Annotated in this window: 16 protein-coding genes; 5 read left to right on the top strand and 11 right to left on the bottom strand. The window is 64.3% G+C overall.

Features of this window, described 5'->3' with window-relative positions; translation table 11 throughout:
• Window positions 1–4: 4 nt before the first annotated feature.
• The 6 genes from ACTJKQ_RS04815 to ACTJKQ_RS04790 all read right to left on the bottom strand — a co-directional run bounded on the left by ACTJKQ_RS04815 (window position 5) and on the right by ACTJKQ_RS04790 (window position 7,598).
• Window positions 5–1,081 carry an ABC transporter permease subunit gene (locus ACTJKQ_RS04815; RefSeq protein WP_056061055.1) on the bottom strand — a complete coding sequence of 359 codons (1,077 nt, stop codon included), beginning with the start codon at window positions 1,079–1,081 and terminating at the stop codon, window positions 5–7.
• Between the two features lie 13 nt (window positions 1,082–1,094).
• Window positions 1,095–2,024 carry a branched-chain amino acid ABC transporter permease gene (locus ACTJKQ_RS04810; RefSeq protein WP_056061051.1) on the bottom strand — a complete coding sequence of 310 codons (930 nt, stop codon included), beginning with the start codon at window positions 2,022–2,024 and terminating at the stop codon, window positions 1,095–1,097.
• Between the two features lie 357 nt (window positions 2,025–2,381).
• Window positions 2,382–3,737, bottom strand: a complete 1,356-nt coding sequence (locus ACTJKQ_RS04805) for a replication-associated recombination protein A (RefSeq protein WP_440596189.1) — start codon at window positions 3,735–3,737, stop codon at window positions 2,382–2,384.
• 96 nt (window positions 3,738–3,833) lie between these two features.
• A complete protein-coding gene (lolA, locus tag ACTJKQ_RS04800) occupies window positions 3,834–4,466 on the bottom strand; it encodes an outer membrane lipoprotein chaperone LolA (RefSeq protein ID WP_055403072.1) in 633 nt (210 codons plus the stop codon).
• Between the two features lie 44 nt (window positions 4,467–4,510).
• Window positions 4,511–6,847 (bottom strand): DNA translocase FtsK, encoded by a 2,337-nt coding sequence (locus tag ACTJKQ_RS04795; protein WP_121943512.1) that lies wholly within the window; start codon window positions 6,845–6,847, stop codon window positions 4,511–4,513.
• A 73-nt stretch (window positions 6,848–6,920) separates the two neighbouring features.
• Window positions 6,921–7,598: a Crp/Fnr family transcriptional regulator gene (locus ACTJKQ_RS04790; protein WP_108498114.1), complete on the bottom strand. Its 678-nt coding sequence runs from the start codon at window positions 7,596–7,598 to the stop codon at window positions 6,921–6,923.
• A 186-nt stretch (window positions 7,599–7,784) separates the two neighbouring features.
• Between ACTJKQ_RS04790 and trxB the strand changes: the two genes are divergently transcribed.
• The 3 genes from trxB to rpmG all read left to right on the top strand — a co-directional run bounded on the left by trxB (window position 7,785) and on the right by rpmG (window position 9,335).
• Window positions 7,785–8,738, top strand: coding sequence for a thioredoxin-disulfide reductase (trxB, locus tag ACTJKQ_RS04785; protein ID WP_056061042.1), 954 nt, complete (start codon window positions 7,785–7,787; stop codon window positions 8,736–8,738).
• A gap of 181 nt (window positions 8,739–8,919) precedes the next feature.
• Window positions 8,920–9,153 (top strand): 50S ribosomal protein L28, encoded by a 234-nt coding sequence (gene rpmB / locus ACTJKQ_RS04780; protein ID WP_010463481.1) that lies wholly within the window; start codon window positions 8,920–8,922, stop codon window positions 9,151–9,153.
• A gap of 11 nt (window positions 9,154–9,164) precedes the next feature.
• The gene (gene rpmG / locus ACTJKQ_RS04775; RefSeq protein ID WP_008904999.1) at window positions 9,165–9,335 is read left to right on the top strand and encodes a 50S ribosomal protein L33; all 171 of its coding nucleotides are present in this window, start codon (window positions 9,165–9,167) and stop codon (window positions 9,333–9,335) included.
• Window positions 9,336–9,587: 252 nt separating this feature from the next.
• Here the strand turns inward: rpmG and ACTJKQ_RS04770 are convergent, their stop codons facing one another.
• From ACTJKQ_RS04770 to ACTJKQ_RS04760, 3 genes are all read right to left on the bottom strand, one after another.
• On the bottom strand, window positions 9,588–10,802 hold the full coding sequence (locus tag ACTJKQ_RS04770) for a DesA family fatty acid desaturase (protein ID WP_056061039.1): 1,215 nt from the start codon (window positions 10,800–10,802) through the stop codon (window positions 9,588–9,590).
• 140 nt (window positions 10,803–10,942) lie between these two features.
• Window positions 10,943–12,217 (bottom strand): RsmB/NOP family class I SAM-dependent RNA methyltransferase, encoded by a 1,275-nt coding sequence (locus ACTJKQ_RS04765; RefSeq protein ID WP_440596188.1) that lies wholly within the window; start codon window positions 12,215–12,217, stop codon window positions 10,943–10,945.
• 104 nt (window positions 12,218–12,321) lie between these two features.
• A complete protein-coding gene (locus ACTJKQ_RS04760; RefSeq protein ID WP_440596187.1) occupies window positions 12,322–14,175 on the bottom strand; it encodes a M48 family metalloprotease in 1,854 nt (617 codons plus the stop codon).
• Window positions 14,176–14,241: 66 nt separating this feature from the next.
• Between ACTJKQ_RS04760 and ACTJKQ_RS04755 the strand changes: the two genes are divergently transcribed.
• Entirely contained in the window at window positions 14,242–14,496 is a 255-nt protein-coding gene (locus ACTJKQ_RS04755; RefSeq protein ID WP_056747477.1) for a DUF1653 domain-containing protein, read from the top strand.
• 3 nt (window positions 14,497–14,499) lie between these two features.
• On the opposite strand, the gene ACTJKQ_RS04750 is transcribed toward ACTJKQ_RS04755, so the two are convergent.
• The gene (locus ACTJKQ_RS04750) at window positions 14,500–15,570 is read right to left on the bottom strand and encodes an ATP-binding protein (RefSeq protein ID WP_440596186.1); all 1,071 of its coding nucleotides are present in this window, start codon (window positions 15,568–15,570) and stop codon (window positions 14,500–14,502) included.
• A 41-nt stretch (window positions 15,571–15,611) separates the two neighbouring features.
• On the bottom strand, window positions 15,612–16,340 hold the full coding sequence (locus tag ACTJKQ_RS04745; protein ID WP_056061026.1) for a response regulator: 729 nt from the start codon (window positions 16,338–16,340) through the stop codon (window positions 15,612–15,614).
• Window positions 16,341–16,580: 240 nt separating this feature from the next.
• On the opposite strand from ACTJKQ_RS04745, the gene xopAW reads away from it, so the two are divergent.
• Window positions 16,581–17,579 carry a XopAW family type III secretion system calcium-binding effector gene (gene xopAW / locus ACTJKQ_RS04740; RefSeq protein WP_440596185.1) on the top strand — a complete coding sequence of 333 codons (999 nt, stop codon included), beginning with the start codon at window positions 16,581–16,583 and terminating at the stop codon, window positions 17,577–17,579.
• Window positions 17,580–17,815: the final 236 nt, after the last annotated feature.

The raw sequence follows: 17,815 nt of genomic DNA, 5'->3' as shown, positions 1-17,815 counted from the left end.
GTGTTCAGGTCTTCTGCGTGAGGCTCTTGCCATGGTCGGGCGCAGGCCACAGACCACGGGGACGCATCAGCATGATGATGATCATGGCCAGCGCGATCAGCAGCTGGCGCAGGATGGCGGAGTCCAGGCGTCCGTCCGTCATGGCCTGCAGAGGGCCTGCCACGTAGCGCAGCACTTCGGGCAGGGCCGACAGCAGCACGGCACCCAGGATCACACCAGGAATGTGGCCGATACCGCCCAGCACCACCATGGCGACGATCATGACCGACTCCATCAGGCTGAACGACTCGGGCGACACAAAGCCCTGGAACGCACCGAACATCGCACCCGACACGCCGCCGAACGAAGCCCCCATGCCGAAGGCCAGCAGCTTCATGTTGCGGGTGTTGATGCCCATCGCCTTGGCAGCGATTTCATCTTCACGGATGGCCATCCAGGCGCGGCCAATGCGCGAGTCCTGCAGGCGGTAGCAGATGATGATGGACACCACCACCAGGGTCAGGAACAGGTAGTAGTACAGGGTGACTGAATTGATATCGAAACCGAACACTTCCAGTCGCTTGCCCAGGTCCAGGCCAAAGATCTTGACCGAGTCGATCTGGCCCAGGCCCTTGGGGCCGTTGGTCAGGTTGACCGGGTGGTCCAGGTTGTTCAGGAAGATGCGGATGATTTCGCCGAAGCCCAGCGTCACGATGGCCAGGTAGTCACCGCGCAGCTTCAGCGTGGGCGCCCCCAGCATGGCGCCAAAGAACGCCGCTAACAACGCCGCCACCGGTATCACGATCCACAGCGAGGTGTGCAGCCCGTTTGGGAACATGGCGGCAAACGCCGCAAAGTTGTCCGCCAGGTGCGGCGAAGCCATCAAGGCAAACAGGTAGGCGCCCACGGCGTAGAACGCCACGTAGCCCAGGTCCAGCAGGCCGGCGTAGCCCACCACGATGTTCAGGCCCAGGGCCAGCAGCACGTACAGCAGGGCCAGGTCGGCGATACGCACCCAGGCGTTGCCGAAGGATTGCAGGATCAGCGGCAGCACCAGCAGCGCGACGGCGCCGATGATCCAGTTGGTTTTGGTGTTCTTCATGGTGTGAGGCTCCTCAGGCGCGATCGGCCACACGCTCACCCAGCAGGCCCGAGGGGCGCAGCGTCAGGATGATGATGAGCACGATGAACGCAAAGATGTCGGTGTAGTGGCTGCCCAGCAAACCGCCCGTGAGCGTGCCGATGTAGCCGGAGCCGATGGCTTCGATGAGGCCCAGCAGGATGCCGCCCACCACCGCACCGGCCAGGTTACCGATACCGCCGAACACCGCCGCCGTGAAGGCCTTGAGCCCCGGCAGGAAGCCCATGGTGTGCTGCGCCGTGCCGTAGTTGGAGGCATACATGATGCCGGCGATGGCCGCCAGGATGGCGCCGATGATGAAGGTGGCCGAGATCACCATGTCGGGCTTCACGCCCATCAGGGAGGCCACGCGGGGGTTCTCCGCCGTGGCGCGCATGGCGCGGCCCAGGTTGGTGTGGTTGACCAGATAGACCAGGGAAGCCAGGGCCACCGCCGTCACCCCCAGGATCAGGATCTGGGTGGGAGTGATGTAGGCACCACCCAACTGGAACGGCGTGCTGGGCAGCAGCGTGGGATAGGGCTTGTAGTTGGGCTTCCAGATGATCATGGCTAGCGTCTGCAGCAGGATCGACATGCCGATGGCAGTGATCAGGGGGGCAAGACGGGGGCTGGTGCGCAGTGGCTTGTAGGCCACCTTTTCGATCACGAAGTTGAGCGTGGCAGCGACCACGCAGGCGATGAGCGTGGCCAGCAGCAGGATGACCCAACCCGGCGCGCCGGGCATGGCAGCCTGCATCATTCCAATACAGCTCCAGCTGGTGAGGGCGCCGATCATGAGCACCTCGCCATGGGCGAAATTGATGAGTTGAATAATGCCGTACACCATCGTGTAGCCCAAGGCTATCAAGGCGTACATGCTGCCGAGTACCAGACCGTTGATGATCTGTTGCAGCAAAATGTCCATAAGAGAAGTCCTTCGTTTGTGACGTACCCACCGCTTTGGCACCGGAATCGGTACAGCCTTGTGGGCCCGACTGCCATCTAGCAAAAAACCCGCCAGGAATGCAGCTGTGCGGGTTTGTGGACGGGATTGTAGCGAGTAGTCACAACCGCCCCAATCCAAGCCGGGCGGGGTTTTCCCTCGGGTTTTGGTCACATCAGCGCGCCACGCACTGCATAAGGAATTTTGATGCACGCAAGATAATTGATGTGCAAACTTATTACCTTGATCATGCAGAATCGGCATAAAGCAGGCTGCGCTGCACCTTGGGACTGCCGCAGGACATGCGCGGCCACCTCGCCCCACCGACCAGGTCTCGGATCAGGAGACGATGTCTGAATCCTGGAGGCCTGGCGTGGCTGCTGCGGCATTGCGTTCGCGCAGCTCACGCAGCTTCAGGGCAATCTTGATTTCGAGACCCCGCTCCACGGGCTGGTAGAAGCCGGGCTCTGGCATGCCTTCGGGCAGGTAGTTCTCCCCCGCCGCAAAGCCACCCTCTTCGTCGTGGGCGTAGCGGTAGCCCTTGCCGTAGTCGAGCTCTTTCATCAACTTGGTGGGCGCATTGCGCAGGTGCATGGGCACCGGGCGTGTGCCATCCTGTTTGACCCAGGCCCGCGCCGCGTTGTAGGCCTTGTAGACCGCGTTGGACTTGGGCGCCACCGCCAGGTACACCACGCATTCGGCCAGCGCCAGCTCGCCCTCAGGGCTGCCCAGGCGCTCGTACACCTCGCTCGCGTCCAGTGCCAGGCGCAATGCGCGCGGGTCGGCCAGGCCCACGTCCTCGGCTGCCATGCGCACCAGCCGGCGCGCCATGTAGCGGGGGTCAGCACCGCCGTCGAGCATGCGCACCAGCCAGTACAACGCAGCGTCGGGGTCAGAGCCCCGCACCGATTTGTGCAACGCGCTGATGGTGTCGTAGAACTGCTCGCCGCCCTTGTCGTAGCGGCGCATGCGCTCGCCAAGCACCTTGAGCAGCCAGGCATCGGTGATCTCGGAAAGCTTCTCCTGCGCAGCCGCCATGGCCAGGGTTTCGAGCGTGTTGAGCAGGCGGCGCGCGTCGCCATCGGCATAGGCCACCAGGCGGTCGATTGCTACACCTTCGATAGCAGGCAGCGCATCTTCCTCCTGCGCCAGGGCCACAATCTGCTTCAAATCTTGCACAGACAGCGGCTGCAGCACGTAGACCGCCGCTCGCGACAGCAGCGCGGAATTCACCTCAAACGAAGGGTTCTCGGTGGTGGCGCCGATGAAGGTGAACAGGCCTGATTCAACGTGTGGCAAGAACGCGTCTTGCTGACTCTTGTTGAAGCGGTGCACCTCGTCCACAAACACGATGGTGCGCTGCTGCATCAACCCATCGCGCGCGGCCTGGGCCTGCTCCACCGCCTCGCGAATGTCCTTGACCCCGCCCAACACGGCGCTGATGCTGATGAACTGCGCATCGAACGCATCAGCCATCAGGCGCGCAATGGTGGTCTTGCCCACTCCAGGTGGGCCCCACAGGATGCAGCTGTGCGGCCGGCCTGACTCGAAGGCCAGGCGCAGCGGCATGCCCGGGCCCAGCACATGCTGCTGCCCGATCACCTCGCCCAGCGTGCGGGGCCGCAGGCGTTCAGCCAGGGGCTGGTGGGTGGAGGGGTGTGCCGGAGAAGGGGCGGAGGCACCGCGTGCTGCCATGTTCGTATCCTGTCTACAGTACGCCGATTTTCAAGCCAAATTGGCTTCTAGCGCCCAAAAATCATGCGTTGGCAGCTATTGTTTCAAGAGCAGAAACTACTGCTTCACCACATCAGCCCCTGCCGGAGGCTTGAACTGGAACGTGCTGGCAGGCAGCGCCGCATTGGCCTGCATACCGGTAAAGCGAATCAACGAGCGCTGGCCAAAGCTGTCCAGAATGTCCAGGGCCGCCAGCTGCTCGCCCGCAAAGCCCACACGCACGCTCTTGAGCTGGCCGTCCTTGGTCCTGGGGCTGGCCAGCACCCATTGCAGGCCATCCGCATCCGGCGAGGCCTCCAGCGTGAACTCGGCCTTCAGCGCCGACAGGTCCGGCGCGGACGCCAGCAGCGCAGCGGGCGTGCTGCCCAGCGCCTGGGACTGCGAGCGCTGCGTGACCTGATTCAGGTCCACGTCGTACAGCCACAAAGTCTGGCCGTCGGCCACGATGGTCTGCTCAAAAGGTTTTTTGTAGACGAACTTGAAGCGCCCGGGGCGCTGGAACTCAAAGCTGCCGCTCGATGTCTTGGTGCGCGCGGTCTGGCCATCCTTGGGGGGCGAGGTCACAGTCTGGGTGAAGTCGGCCTTGCCCGTCTGCGTGCCCTTCATGAAGGATTCCAGGCTTTTCAGCCCGTCAGCGCTAGCCATGCTTGCCGCAGCAGCTATCAAAATTGCAGTAGCGATCTTTTTCAACAGAAACTCCTGTGGGGTAGGGTCCGGCCTTGCGGTCCGGCCGATCATTCGCTGCGGTTGGGTACCAGCACTTCACGCTGGCCGCTGGTGGTCAGGCCACTGACGAGTCCGGCCTTTTCCATGTCTTCCAGCAGCCGCGCCGAGCGGTTGTAGCCAATGCGCAGCTTGCGCTGCACGTAAGAGATGCTGGCCTTGCGGTCTTTGAGCACCACTTCGACGGCTTGGTCGTACATGGGGTCCTTCTCCCCCCCTTCGCCACCACCGCCCTCCCCTGACAGATCACCCTCGCCATCCACAGTTCCACCTTCGAGCACGCCTTCTATGTAGTCCGGCTCCCCTTGTTCCTTGAGGTAACTGACGACACGGTGTACTTCTTCGTCCGACACGAAGGCGCCATGCACCCGGATCGGCAGGCCCGTGCCGCTGGCCATGTAGAGCATGTCGCCCATGCCCAGCAACGCCTCGGCACCCATCTGGTCGAGGATGGTGCGGCTGTCGATCTTGGAGCCCACAGAGAACGCGATGCGGGTGGGGATGTTGGCCTTGATCAGGCCGGTGATCACATCCACGCTGGGGCGCTGGGTGGCCAGGATCAGGTGGATGCCAGCCGCGCGCGCCTTTTGCGCCAGGCGGGCGATCAGTTCTTCGATCTTCTTGCCCACGACCATCATCAGGTCGGCCAGCTCGTCGATGATGACCACGATGTGCGGCAGGCGCTGCAGCGGCTCGGGCTCTTCGGGCGTGAGGCTGAAGGGGTTGTAGATGAACTCTTCCTTGGCCTTGGCCTCGTCGATCTTGGTGTTGTAGCCCGCCAGGTTGCGAACGCCCAGTTTGGACATCAGCTTGTAGCGCCGCTCCATCTCGGCCACGCACCAGTTCAGGCCATGGGCCGCCTGCTTCATGTCGGTGACCACGGGCGCCAGCAGGTGCGGAATGCCTTCGTAGACCGACATTTCCAGCATCTTGGGGTCGATCATCAACAGACGCACGTCGCGCGCCTCGGCCTTGTACAGCAGCGAGAGGATCATCGCGTTGATCCCCACCGACTTGCCCGAGCCCGTGGTACCCGCCACCAGCACGTGCGGCATCTTGGCCAGGTCGGCCACCACCGGGTTGCCCACGATGTCCTTGCCTAGGCCCATGGTGAGCATGCTCTTTGCCTCGTGATAGACCTGCGATCCCAGGATTTCGGACAGGCGGATGGACTGCCGCTTGGCGTTGGGCAGTTCCAGCGCCATGTAGTTCTTGCCGGGAATGGTCTCCACCACGCGGATCGACACGAGGCTGAGCGAGCGCGCCAAGTCCTTGGCCAGTCCCACGATCTGCGAACCCTTCACGCCCGTGGCGGGCTCGATTTCGTAGCGCGTGATCACCGGGCCGGGCATGGCCGCGACCACGCGCACTTCCACGCCAAAGTCCTTCAGCTTTTTCTCGATGAGCCGGCTGGTCATCTCCAGCGTCTCGGGGGCCACGGTTTCCTGGCGCTGCAGAGGGCCGTCCAGCAGGTCCACCAGCGGCAGCTTGCTGTCCGGCATCTCGGTGAACAGGGGTTTCTGCCGCTCTTTCACCACACGGGTGCTCTGTGGCACATCCACCAGAATCGGCTCGATGATTTGCACGGGCTCGGGGTGTTGCACCTCGCTTTCGGTGCGCTCCTCCAACACCACCACTTCGCGCTCGCGAGCCGCCTTGCGGCCCACGGCGACGTCCTTGGCCACCTCGCGTTTTGCCAGGCGCGCCTGTACCAGCGCATCAAGGCGCCCTCCGAGAAACTCCGCCACATGGCCCCACGAGAAGCGGAACACCAGCGCCGCCCCCGCCACCGCCAGCACGATCGCCAACAAGCCGGAGCCCGTAAATCCCAGCCACTTCACGCCAGCTGGCCCCACCAGGTACCCCAGCACGCCACCCGCATGCCCAGGCAGGAACGATTCAAACCGGTACAAACGCGACCATTCCAGCGCCGTGCTGGAACACATCAGCACCACCAGTCCACCCCAGAACGTGGCCCGGCGCACCAGAGGGCTGGCGGCGCCTGCCACCACTTCGCCTCCGCGCATCCAGCGCGCCAGCGACGACAGCCAGGCCCGCACGCCAGCCGCCACGCACCACCACACTGAAAACCCCAGCGCAAAGTAGCTGCCATCGGCCAGCCAGGCGCCAAAGCGCCCCGCCCAGTTGGCAACGGAGCGCGCGTCGCGGGCACCCGAGGTGGACCAGGCCGCATCCTGGGCCGAATAGCTGACCAGCGCCAGCAGCCAGAAAACCAGGGCCAGCAAGCCCACCACCAGGGCAATTTCGTGGCCAAAACGGGCGGCGCCCGTGCGGGGCGGCGACTTGGCCGCCGCCGATGCATTCAGGGTATTGAGGGAATAGGTCATAAACGTGCGGGGTGAGCTTACCCCATGCGTTGCGCTGGGCGCACCACCCGGCGCAGGGTCTGCCCCCCGGATTTCAGCCCAGCGCGTTCAGCCGGTCCTTGAGCAGGGTAGCCCCGCTGGGCAGCGCCTCGATGAAGCCGCGCTCCTCCAGGTCTTTCATCACGCGGCTGACCATTTCGCGGGAAGCTCCCACCATCTTGGCCAGGTCCTGGCGGGAGATTTTGTCCTTGATCAGCAGCTGCCCCTGCGCATCGGGCACCGCAAAGTCCAGCAAGGCATGGGCAACACGGCCGTACACATCCAGTAACGCGAGTGACTCAATCTTGCGATCAGCATGGCGCAGGCGCTTGACCAGCCCGCGCATCACCACCAGCGACATGGACGCGTTCTCGGTGAGGCAACGTGCAAACTCCGCACGCCCCAGCATCAGCACGTCGGTCTGCACCTCGGCACGCACCGTGGCCGAGTGGGGTTCGTTGTCGATGATGCTCATCTCGCCCAGGTAGTCGCCCTGGGCGAGGGTGGCCAGAATCACCTCACGCCCCCGGCTGTCCGAGGTCATGACCCGGGCGCGCCCTGTGAGCAGGATGTACAGGGCATTGGACTTTTGCCCCTGCTCCACCAGCGCCTCGCCCCGCTTGAAGCGGCGTTTAATCACTGCGCCGCTGATCACCTCGGCCTGCGCCACCGTCAGCAGCGAAAACAAAGGTACCCGGCGCAGCAGGTCGAGGTTGGACAACATCGTGGACATGCAAACATCTCCTTTCAGGGGTGCGACCCAACCGGAGCCGCAACGGGTTATCAATGGGTTCTTACAATCACCGTGATTGAAAACGGGGCCACTCTCGCGAGCGGACGCCGGTTGATACTCGGCGCTTCAACCCCCAGCTTTCCCAACAGCGCCCCATGTAGCGGGCGCAAAACACAGGCTTTTACCATGTCCACCACCCAACACGCGAAAGTTCTGATCCTCGGCTCGGGCCCTGCGGGCTACACGGCAGCGGTTTATGCCGCCCGTGCCAACCTGAACCCGGTGCTGATCACCGGCATGGCCCAGGGTGGCCAGCTGATGACCACCACCGAGGTGGACAACTGGCCTGCCGACGTGCACGGCGTGCAGGGACCGGAGCTGATGCAGCGTTTTCTGGAGCACGCAGAGCGCTTCAAGACCCAGATCATCTTCGACCACATCAACAAGGTCGATTTCAGCAAGCGGCCCTTCACACTCACCGGCGACAGCGGTACCTACACCTGCGACGCATTGATTCTGGCCACTGGCGCATCGGCCAAATACCTGGGCCTGCCTTCGGAAGAAGCCTTCATGGGCAAGGGCGTGTCCGGCTGCGCGACCTGTGACGGCTTCTTCTACCGCGAGCAGGATGTCTGCGTGGTCGGTGGCGGCAATACGGCGGTGGAGGAAGCGCTGTACCTGTCGAACATCGCCCGCAAGGTCACCCTGGTGCACCGCCGCGACAAGTTCAAGGCCGAACCCATTCTGGTGGACAAGCTCAACGAGAAAGTGGCAGCGGGCAAGATCGAGCTCAAGCTGTTCCACACTCTGGACGAGGTGCTGGGCGACAACACGGGCGTGACCGGTATCCGCATCAAGAGCACGAAGGACGGCAGCACGGAAGACATCAAGCTGCAAGGTTGCTTCATCGCCATAGGCCACGCGCCCAACACCGAGATCTTCCAGGGCCAGCTGGAGATGGAAAACGGCTACATCATCACCCAGGGTGGGCTCAAGGGTTTTGCCACACAGACCAGCGTGCCCGGCGTGTTTGCCGCAGGCGATGTGCAGGACCATGTGTACCGTCAGGCCATCACCAGCGCGGGCACCGGCTGCATGGCCGCGCTGGATGCCCAGCGCTTCCTCGAACAAGAGTCTTGATGAAAAAATGAGCCGCAGGTTATAATCTGCGGCTTTGCTGAATTCGGCCCGTTTTTGCGGTCCTCCGAAACAGGCAAATCGGGTTACCGCCACCCATTCTGGCGAGGTGAGGCCGCAAGCCAACCTGGGCACACAGCCCAGGGCTCAGCGAACGGCCGTTAATCAGTATCGGAGTGTCCTCATGGCACGCGTCTGCGACGTAACGGGCAAGAAGCCCATGACGGGGAACAATGTTTCCCACGCCAACAACAAAACCAAGCGCCGGTTCCTGCCGAACCTGCAATACCGCCGTTTCTGGGTCGAGACCGAAAACCGTTGGGTGCGCCTGCGTGTTTCGAGCGCTGCCCTGCGTTTGATCGACAAGAACGGTATCGACTCGGTGCTCGCAGACCTGCGTGCCCGTGGCCAGGCTTAAGGAGTAGCACCATGGCAAGCAAAGGCGGACGCGACAAGATCAAACTGGAATCCACTGCGGGTACCGGTCACTTCTACACCACGACCAAGAACAAGAAGACCATGCCCGAGAAGATGCTGATCATGAAATTTGATCCCAAGGCTCGCAAGCATGTGGAATACAAGGAAATGAAGCTGAAGTAATTCAGTCTCTTTCTTGTCATCCCAAAGGCCGCCCGGCATTCAGCCCGGCGGCTTTTTTCATGGCTGCAATCCACGCAGCCCGATGACTACAGCACCGCCTCCCGCCATCGAAGACTTGTTCCCCACCAACTGCGAGCGCCAGCAGCTCCACAGCCAACAAAAAAACCGCTGAAGGCACAAAGCCCTGCAGCGGTTTATGGGGAGGTGCGCCGGGGTCAGTGGTCCGACCGACAGCCCCACCAAGGCATTACATCAGGCCCGTGCAGCGCGCAGACTGATGGAGAACTCGCGCAGAGTGGCAATACCGCTCTCCTCGGCACGACGGCACCAGGCCTGCAAGTCGGCAGTGAGTTGCTCACGGGATTGCGATGTATTGAGCCACAGCTGACGCAGTTCTTCGCGCATGGTCACCATCTTGTCCAGGGCCGGATGCGCAGCGCGGGCCTGAGCCAGCTGGGGCAAGGCCCCCGCCGGCACCTTCTCGGCATCGCGATGCAGCCAGCGCTTGGCGGCCTTAAGCACCGATACATCGGCCTGACGGGCCTGCAGCGCGGCAATCTCATCCTTGCACGCCTTGCGCACACCGCGCGCATAGCCCGCCATCACTTCATAGCGGTTGGCGATCAAGGCCTCCAGCGTCTTTTCATCAGCCACCGGCTTGACATCGCCCAGTTGCAACTTGGGTGGCACCTTCTTCACAGTGGCCCAGCCGATTTTCTTCATGAGGCTGATGTACACCCAGCCAATGTCAAATTCATACGGCTTGACCGAGAACTTGGCCGACGTGGGGTAGGTGTGGTGGTTGTTGTGCAGCTCTTCGCCGCCAATGATGATGCCCCAGGGCGACAGGTTGGTGCTGGCGTCCTGCGCCTCAAAGTTGCGGTAGCCCCAGTAGTGGCCCACACCATTGACCACCCCTGCTGCCCAGAACGGAATCCAGAGCATCTGCACCGCCCACACCGCGGCTCCCAGGGCGCCGAACAGGGCCAGATTCAGGATGAGCATGAGGCCCACGCCTTGCCAGCCGTAGCGGGTGTACACATTGCGCTCCATCCAGTCATCGGGCGTGCCGTGGCCGAACTTCTTGATCGTTTCCATGTTCTTGGACTCGGCGCGATACAGCTCGGCGCCGCGCCACATCACCGTGTCCAGCCCGCGGGTCTGCGGGCTGTGGGGATCATCCACAGTTTCACACTTGGCGTGGTGCTTGCGGTGGATGGCCACCCATTCCTTGGTCACCATGCCGGTACCAATCCACAGCCAGAAGCGGAAGAAATGCGAGGGGATGGCATGCAGATCCAGCGCGCGGTGTGCCTGCGCGCGGTGCAGGAAGATCGTGACCGCCGCAATTGTGATGTGGGTCGTGGCAAGGGTGTACAACACGATCTGCCACCAGGACAGGTTCCACAACCCATTTCCCAGCCAGTCAATGGCGGCGTTCAGTACAGCCCAGTCGGGTAACAGCATATTCACAAAAACCTTACTACAGAGAACCCGCTCACCAACGAAACAGGTCATTAATTTTAGAGGGCCCGTTTCTGAACGGATCAGGGGAATCCACAGTATTTACGCTGGTTTAGGGTGTTTAGAGCCCTGCCTCCAGCGTTTCAGTCCTTTTTAGCCCAGATGGCGGCAAAAAACCCGTCGGTCTGATGCAGATGGGGCCATAAGCGCAAATAACCACTGCCCGATGCCCCCCCGCTGCACAAACCCTTGGCCCCCTCGACCTTAAGCTGCTCCAGCAGTTCACCAGCATCCAGCAGCTGGAAGTCGGGGTGTGTTGCGCTGAAGGCCTCGGCAATGGCCTCGTTTTCTTGCGGCAGGATGCTGCAGGTGGCATACACCAGACGGCCGCCCGGCTTGAGCAGGCGGGCTGCGCTGTCCAGGATGGCCGTCTGCTTGGTCACCAGCTCCTCGATGGCCTTGGGCGACTGGCGCCATTTGAGGTCGGGGTTGCGCCGCAGGGTGCCCAGGCCCGAGCAAGGCGCGTCCACGAGGACGCGGTCGATCTTGCCCGCCAGGCGCTTGACGCGGTCGTCGCGCTCGTGGGCGATGGCGGCGGGGTGCACGTTCGACAGGCCGCTGCGGGCCAGGCGCGGTTTGAGCGCATCCAGGCGGTGAGCTGACACGTCAAAGGCGTACAGCCGCCCAGTGCTGCGCATGCTCGCGCCAATGGCCAGCGTCTTGCCCCCAGCGCCAGCGCAGAAGTCCACCACCATCTCGCCACGCTTGGCGTCGAGCAGCAGGGCCAGCAGCTGTGAGCCCTCGTCCTGTACCTCGATGGCGCCCCGCGTAAAGGCATCGAGCTTGGTCAGCGCGGGCTTGTCGTCAATGCGCAGGCCCCAGGGTGAATACGGTGTGGGATGCGCCTTGATGCCAGCTTTGGCCAGCTCCTTTTGCACATCGGCGCGCTTGTCCTTGAGGGCATTGACGCGCAAATCCAGGGGGGCGCTCTGGGCCAGACTTTCCACCAGCGGCCAGAAGCCATCGCCCAGCTGGTCCTTCAGGGGCTTGACCATCCATTCGGGCAGGTTGTGGCGATGGCGCTCCATCAGGTCATCGACCGTGACCGCATCGCACTGGTCCAGCCAGTTTTTCTCCTGGTCGGTCAACGCACTCTTGAGGAAATCGCGCGGGCCATAGAAACCCAGGATGGCCAGGCGGCGCTCCTTGGGACCCGAGCCTGACGGGGCCATGTGGTCAAACAGGAGCTTCTTGCGCAGAACGGTGTAAACCGTTTCAGCCAGCGTGGCGCGCTCGCGCGGCCCCAGGCCCCGGTTGTCGCGGAAGAAACGCGACACCACCGCGTCGGCGGGGTGTTCAAACGTGAGGGTGAGCCTGACCAGTTCGGTGCAGGCGTCGAGAAGAACTTTGGGATGCATCCTGCGATTGTCCCATTCCCGGCCAACCTGGCGACCTCGCCCCCACCCGCCCAATGCGGGAGCCAAACCTCAACGGCCAAGTCGCTCCATGCACGGTCTGGCCGTCAGCGGGTATAGATCGGCTCGAACGCCGAGCGCTCGATCTGCTGCAGCGTTGGTGACTCGCCCGCCCACAGCACCAGTGCGGGGCCGGGCAGGCTCAGGTTGCGCTCCAGCGCGCGGCACAGGTGATAGCGGCTTTCATCGTCCATGCCCGGCAGCTCGACAAACACCAGGTAGGCCCTGCGCTGGGGGTACTCGCGCAGGTTCTTGCGCACCAGCCAGCAGCGGGCCAGAGGAGCGCAGCGGGCCAGTTCGGCTTGCAGTTCGGCCAGCTCGAAGGAACTGAGGTCGTGCCTCACGATCTGGCTGAAGAACGAGGTGCCCGACAGCTCTTCCCAGGCCCGCTCTTCGGATTCTTGCGCGCGTTCCAGCCGCTTGCGCCACTGCTTGAAGGCGGCTGCATCGTGGTCCAGCCCCAGGCGTGGGGTCTCCAGCTCGGCCAATGCCGTGCGCGCGGCCCAGTAGCGGTCGCTGCTGCCTGTTTCCCACAACCGGTGCAGCAGCTGGAGCTTGCCCTCCCGATCATCGTCCGCCAGGCAAGGCACCAGTCCACGCAGCGCAGCGGGGTATTCGGGGCTGCGCTGCAGGGCCAGCTCGTACAAGGCGCGCACATCGGCATGCGGGTCCAGGTGGCGCTTGAGGCGGGCCAGTTCCACCAGGTCGGCCGCACTGCTCTGTGCCGTCGATGCACCCAGGGCCTCGGCACGTGCGCGCACGCGCCCCAGCCAGGCGTGGTGCTGCTTCCATTCGCTGGCATTGTCGCGGCACCATTGCTTGTCGAAATGCGCCACCCAGCGCTTGGTATCCGGCCCCAACAGGGCCAAAGCGTTGCCGCGCGACCAGTCGGGCAGCGTGGGCGTGGCATCCAGTGCCTCGATGCGGTCGCGCAGGCCGGGGTGGGTGTCGTCCAGATTGCTCAGGCGCTTGAGCGCCTGGCGCAAGGCGTCGTTGGCAAAGGCTGCATCGGGGGCTTTGGCCAGGGCACGGCGCATGCTGCGATAGGGGCCCACCGGCAACGGATTGCCCGCCGCTGCACACCAGTGGCTGCCCCAGAACTCTGCCTGCAGCCATGCGCCCCGGATCTCGATCTCGGCGAGGGCCGCAGCGGTCACGTCGCGACCCAGCAGCTTGCCAGCGATCCGGTCGGCTTCGTATTCATCCTGGCGGGCCAGCGCAAAGGTCTTGGCAGAGAAGCGCGGAAAGTACCAGCGCATGAACAGCTGGGTGGCGGCAGCGACCGGGCCTTCATCGTCGGCCAGGCTGTGGTTCAGGCGCATCCACGACAGGCGCGTGCGGTAGATCCAGGCCGCAAAGCGGCCATGGTCGCCCCGCAGGTGGCCATACTCGTGCGCCAGCACCGCCAGGAACCGCGGCCGGTCAAGTGCCATCAACAGGGGCAGGCCAATGCTCAGGTGATTGACGGCGCCGCCCAGCAGCCCAAAACGCGGCAGTTGCTGGATGCTGGCATTGAAATCGTCGGTCAGCGTGACCTTGTGGATGGGGGGGCCCTTGATCTTGCGGCGGATGCGCGCCAGCGCTTCAAACAGGTCGGGGGCATCCAGTGCTGTGATCTCCACGCCCTGGGGCTCATCAAACCGCACCCACAGCGCACGCAGGCTCACCCACAGCAGACCTCCGGCACCCAGCAGGGCCCACAGCATCGCGAAACGAAAGCGCCCCTGCAGCAACTGGGGCACCACCCACAGCAAAATACCCACGGCCAGTGCCATACACCCCAGCACCCATGCATAACCCAGGGCGGCAAACGCAGCCACACTGCGGCGGTAGGCGCGACTGTTCTCGGCGCTGGCATGCTCGCTCATGCGCACCATGTGCACAAAATCTGCCTGATCCACGGGCGTCCCTCACTCTGGTTGATTTTTTTCAGCCGCCATCCTAACCATTCACGCCACCGCAACACCATGACCGACGACGACCTGCCCGAGCTCATCCGCACGCCACCCGGCCTGTACCGCCACTACAAGGGCATGCTCTATGAAGTGATCGACACCGTGCGCCACAGCGAGACGCTGGAGCCCATGACGCTGTACCGCGCGCTGTATGGCCAGCGCGGCCTGTGGGTGCGGCCGGCCGCCATGTTTGAGGAGCAAGTGCTCATCGATGGCGTGCTGCGCCCCCGGTTTGAAAAATGGGAGGGAGAAGCTCCCGCCGCCTGAGCCCTACTGATATCCGGCGACAGCGCGCGGAAACACCGCGGCCACCACCAGCCCACCGCCCGGTGCATTGCGAAGGGCCAGTTGGCCACCGTGGCGCCGCACGATGTCGCTGGCGATGGTGAGCCCCAGCCCCACCCCGCCGCTCTGGCGATTGCGCGAGGCCTCCACACGGTAGAAAGGCTCCAAGACCCGGTCCAGCTCCTCAGGCGACAGGCCCGGGCCGTGGTCACGCACCTCGATGGTCAGGGCGTCTGCCGCATCGCGCAGCGTGACCTCGGCGCTGCCGCCGTAGCGCACGGCATTGCCCACCAGGTTGTCCAGGCAACGCCGCAGTGCCACGGCCTGCACGCGCAAGGGGGCAGCCTGTCCCGCCACGGTGACGGAGTGGCCCATCGCCACCTGGTCGTCCGCCATGCTGTCCACCAGGGCCTGCACATCCAGATGCACCCAAGCCTCCGCACCCGCCACGCCGCGCAGGTAATCCAGCGTGGAGGCAATCATGGCGTCCATTTCGGCAATGTCGCGCCGAAACAGCTGCTGCGCCTGGGCGTCGCCCAGGCTTTCGGTGCGCAGCCGCAGCCGCGTCAGGGGCGTGCGTAAATCGTGCGACACGGCCGCCACAAAGCGGTCGCGCTCGGCCAGTTGCTGGCGGATGCGCGCCTGCATCTGGTTGAACACACGGCTGGCGTCGCGGCATTCCAGCGTGCCGTCCTCGGGCAACGGGGGGCGGTGGATGTCACGCCCCAGCTCCTGTGCGGCCGTGGCCAGCCGGCGCATGGGGCGCGACAGCCAGCGCGCAGCCCACCAAGCTGCAGCCACCAATGCGGCCAGGCGCACACTGATGTCCAGCAGCAGGCCCAGCTGCAGCGACGGTGGTGCGTTCCACAAGCCCGGTGCGGGCCCCGGCGGCGGCAATGGGCGCCCATCGGCCGCCAATGCGTGCGGCGGCGGGCCGGGCGGGTGGCCTGGATGGGCAGGGCGCAGCTCGAACATCAGCGTCAGCGCCAGCACATGGCTCACGATGACGGCGGCGATGAGCAGCAGAGCGAGCCGGCCAAACAGGGTGTCAGGCATGCAGCGCTGGACTGCAGCGCGCAGCTGCGATTGCGTGGGCGTCAGTGGGGCCACCCTACCTGCCCTTGCAGCGACTGCACGTTGAACAGATACCCGGCACCGCGCACGGTGCGGATCATGGAAGGCGACCGCGGATCGTCCGCAAGCTTGCTGCGCAGGCGTGACACCAGCAGGTCGATGCTGCGCTCGAACGCATCCATGGCCCGGCCGCGGGCCTGCTCCATGAGCTGGTCGCGGCTGAAAACGCGGCGCGGCATGCGCAAAAAGGTGCACAGCAAACGGAACTCGGCATTCGACAAGGGCACTACCATGCCCCCGGGCGATACCAGATGCCGCTCCAGGCTGTGCAGCGTCCAGCCATCAAACCGCACCACTTCATCAGGCCCTTGCCGCACAGGTGCCTCGGCGCCGCGCGTGCGGCGCAGCACGGTCTGGATGCGGGCTACCAGCTCACGCGGCTCGAAGGGTTTGCCCATGTAATCGTCGGCGCCCATCTCCAGCCCCAGCACGCAGTCATACGGGTTGGCGCGCGCAGTGAGCATGATGATGGGCACCCGCGAGCGCTCACGCAGCTCCCTTGCCAGCGTGATCCCGTCGGTGCCGGGCAGCATCACATCCAGCACCACCAGGCCGATGGGCTGGGCGGCCATCTGGGCGCGCATCGTCTGCGCGTCACAGGCCGCGTGGGCGGCATAGCCAAAGCGGGTCAGGTAGTCGGTGAGGAGTGTGGTGATCTCGACATCGTCGTCCACCACCAGGATGTGTTGCATGGGCAGGCACAGGCACAAAAGAACGCACCAAGTTTAGGGAGGCTGCGCACCCTGCTCGGGGCAATCTGGCGGGCCTTTGCCCCCCTGTTCATGCCTTGCATCTGCCCTTTGTATCGGCCTTGGTACAAAGCGGACAAACCCTGGAGACACGCGCACCCAAGAATGGGATCGGGCCATGGCTGAGGGCTTCCGCAGTGGAGGGCCCGGCACCGGTCCACCTTTGGAACGAAAGGAACAACGATGACGACCATCAGTAGCGTCAGCAGTGCCTGGTCCAGTGCGAGCGTGCAGCGGGCATCGCGCCCGGGGCCTTCGCCGGAGCGGCTGCTGTCCAAGATCGATACCGACGGTAGCGGCGGCGTGAGCGACACCGAATTGCAGGGCCTGCTGGACAACGTGGCGAAGAAAACCGGCGTCAGCAGCCAGACCAGCGCGGCCGACCTGGTGAAGCAATACGACGCCAACGGCGACGGCAGCCTGAACGCCGACGAGCTGGGCAAGACTCTGCAAAGCGTGCTGCCACCGCCCCCCTCCACCATGGCATTTGCCCAGTCGCGCGGTGGCGAAGGCAGCAGTTCTGCCACCAGCGCCACCGGCCAGGCGGGCGACGACCTGTTTGGCAAAGTGGACAGCGATGGCGATGGCGCCGTGAGCAAGACCGAGCTGCAGGCCCTGCTGGAGGCAATGTCCGGCGGCACCGCCAGCCAGACCGGCGTGAGCAGCGACGACGTGTTCAGCCAGCTGGATACCGATGGTGATGGCAGCCTGACGCAGGCCGAGTTCGATGCTGGCCGCCCCTCAGGCCCCGGCGCGGGTGCCGATGGCATGCAGGCCATGGGCGGCATGCCAGCACCTCCGGGTGGTCCGAGGGGTGCAGGTGGCGCTGGCGCCGCATCCGACAGCAGCTCGGCAACCTGCTACGACCCCCTGGACACCAACGAGGATGGCAAGGTCTCCGCCGCCGAGCGCCTGGCGGGCGGAACCAGCACAGCCGAGCAGGACGCCATCACCGCGCTGTTCAACGCCATCGACACCGACGGCGATGCCAGCATCAGCGCCAGCGAGTCGAAGGCGTTCATCGACCAGCTGACCAGCCAGGTGCAGTCCACCACCAGCACCGAGTCCACCGGCCGCAACGACCTGGCGCGGCTGGCCGACTTTGCGCGGCAGCAGTACGAACGCGCCGCCAGCGACTGGGGCACGGCGTCGAACACCAGCAGTCTGAGCGCGGTGGCCTGACAAGGTGTGAACGACCCGGCGGCGCCCTCCCGGCACCCCTGATTTCTGGCCGCACAGTGCGATTCGCCCGTCAGTTGACGAGCTGTGCGAGCCAGAAACCGGCCCCGGGGCTGGTGGATGGGCCCTGGGACACGAAATCTGATCCAAATCGGCCAGATGCGCTAGTGCATCATGCCTTGATAGCTATAAATTTAGTAGCACCAACCCTGTCAAGGTGGGAGCGGTGGGCACCCCAC

It is taken from the genome of Acidovorax sp. 22279, assembly GCF_052045435.1.
GTDB lineage: Bacteria > Pseudomonadota > Gammaproteobacteria > Burkholderiales > Burkholderiaceae_C > Acidovorax > Acidovorax delafieldii.
Note: the sequence above shows the minus strand (reverse complement) of the source record. Positions and strands in the feature narration are given on the sequence as shown.

What these genes read in the sequence shown, in the direction of transcription:
- ACTJKQ_RS04815 (WP_056061055.1), bottom strand. Translation starts at nt 1,081, where the DNA reads ATGAAGAACACCAAAACCAACTGGATCATCGGCGCCGTCGCGCTGCTG.
- ACTJKQ_RS04795 (WP_121943512.1), bottom strand. Translation starts at nt 6,847, where the DNA reads ATGACCTATTCCCTCAATACCCTGAATGCATCGGCGGCGGCCAAGTCG.
- ACTJKQ_RS04805 (WP_440596189.1), bottom strand. Translation starts at nt 3,737, where the DNA reads ATGGCAGCACGCGGTGCCTCCGCCCCTTCTCCGGCACACCCCTCCACC.
- rpmG (WP_008904999.1), top strand. Translation starts at nt 9,165, where the DNA reads ATGGCAAGCAAAGGCGGACGCGACAAGATCAAACTGGAATCCACTGCG.
- ACTJKQ_RS04765 (WP_440596188.1), bottom strand. Translation starts at nt 12,217, where the DNA reads ATGCATCCCAAAGTTCTTCTCGACGCCTGCACCGAACTGGTCAGGCTC.
- rpmB (WP_010463481.1), top strand. Translation starts at nt 8,920, where the DNA reads ATGGCACGCGTCTGCGACGTAACGGGCAAGAAGCCCATGACGGGGAAC.
- ACTJKQ_RS04745 (WP_056061026.1), bottom strand. Translation starts at nt 16,340, where the DNA reads ATGCAACACATCCTGGTGGTGGACGACGATGTCGAGATCACCACACTC.
- ACTJKQ_RS04755 (WP_056747477.1), top strand. Translation starts at nt 14,242, where the DNA reads ATGACCGACGACGACCTGCCCGAGCTCATCCGCACGCCACCCGGCCTG.
- ACTJKQ_RS04770 (WP_056061039.1), bottom strand. Translation starts at nt 10,802, where the DNA reads ATGCTGTTACCCGACTGGGCTGTACTGAACGCCGCCATTGACTGGCTG.
- ACTJKQ_RS04810 (WP_056061051.1), bottom strand. Translation starts at nt 2,024, where the DNA reads ATGGACATTTTGCTGCAACAGATCATCAACGGTCTGGTACTCGGCAGC.
- ACTJKQ_RS04790 (WP_108498114.1), bottom strand. Translation starts at nt 7,598, where the DNA reads ATGTCCACGATGTTGTCCAACCTCGACCTGCTGCGCCGGGTACCTTTG.
- trxB (WP_056061042.1), top strand. Translation starts at nt 7,785, where the DNA reads ATGTCCACCACCCAACACGCGAAAGTTCTGATCCTCGGCTCGGGCCCT.
- xopAW (WP_440596185.1), top strand. Translation starts at nt 16,581, where the DNA reads ATGACGACCATCAGTAGCGTCAGCAGTGCCTGGTCCAGTGCGAGCGTG.
- ACTJKQ_RS04750 (WP_440596186.1), bottom strand. Translation starts at nt 15,570, where the DNA reads ATGCCTGACACCCTGTTTGGCCGGCTCGCTCTGCTGCTCATCGCCGCC.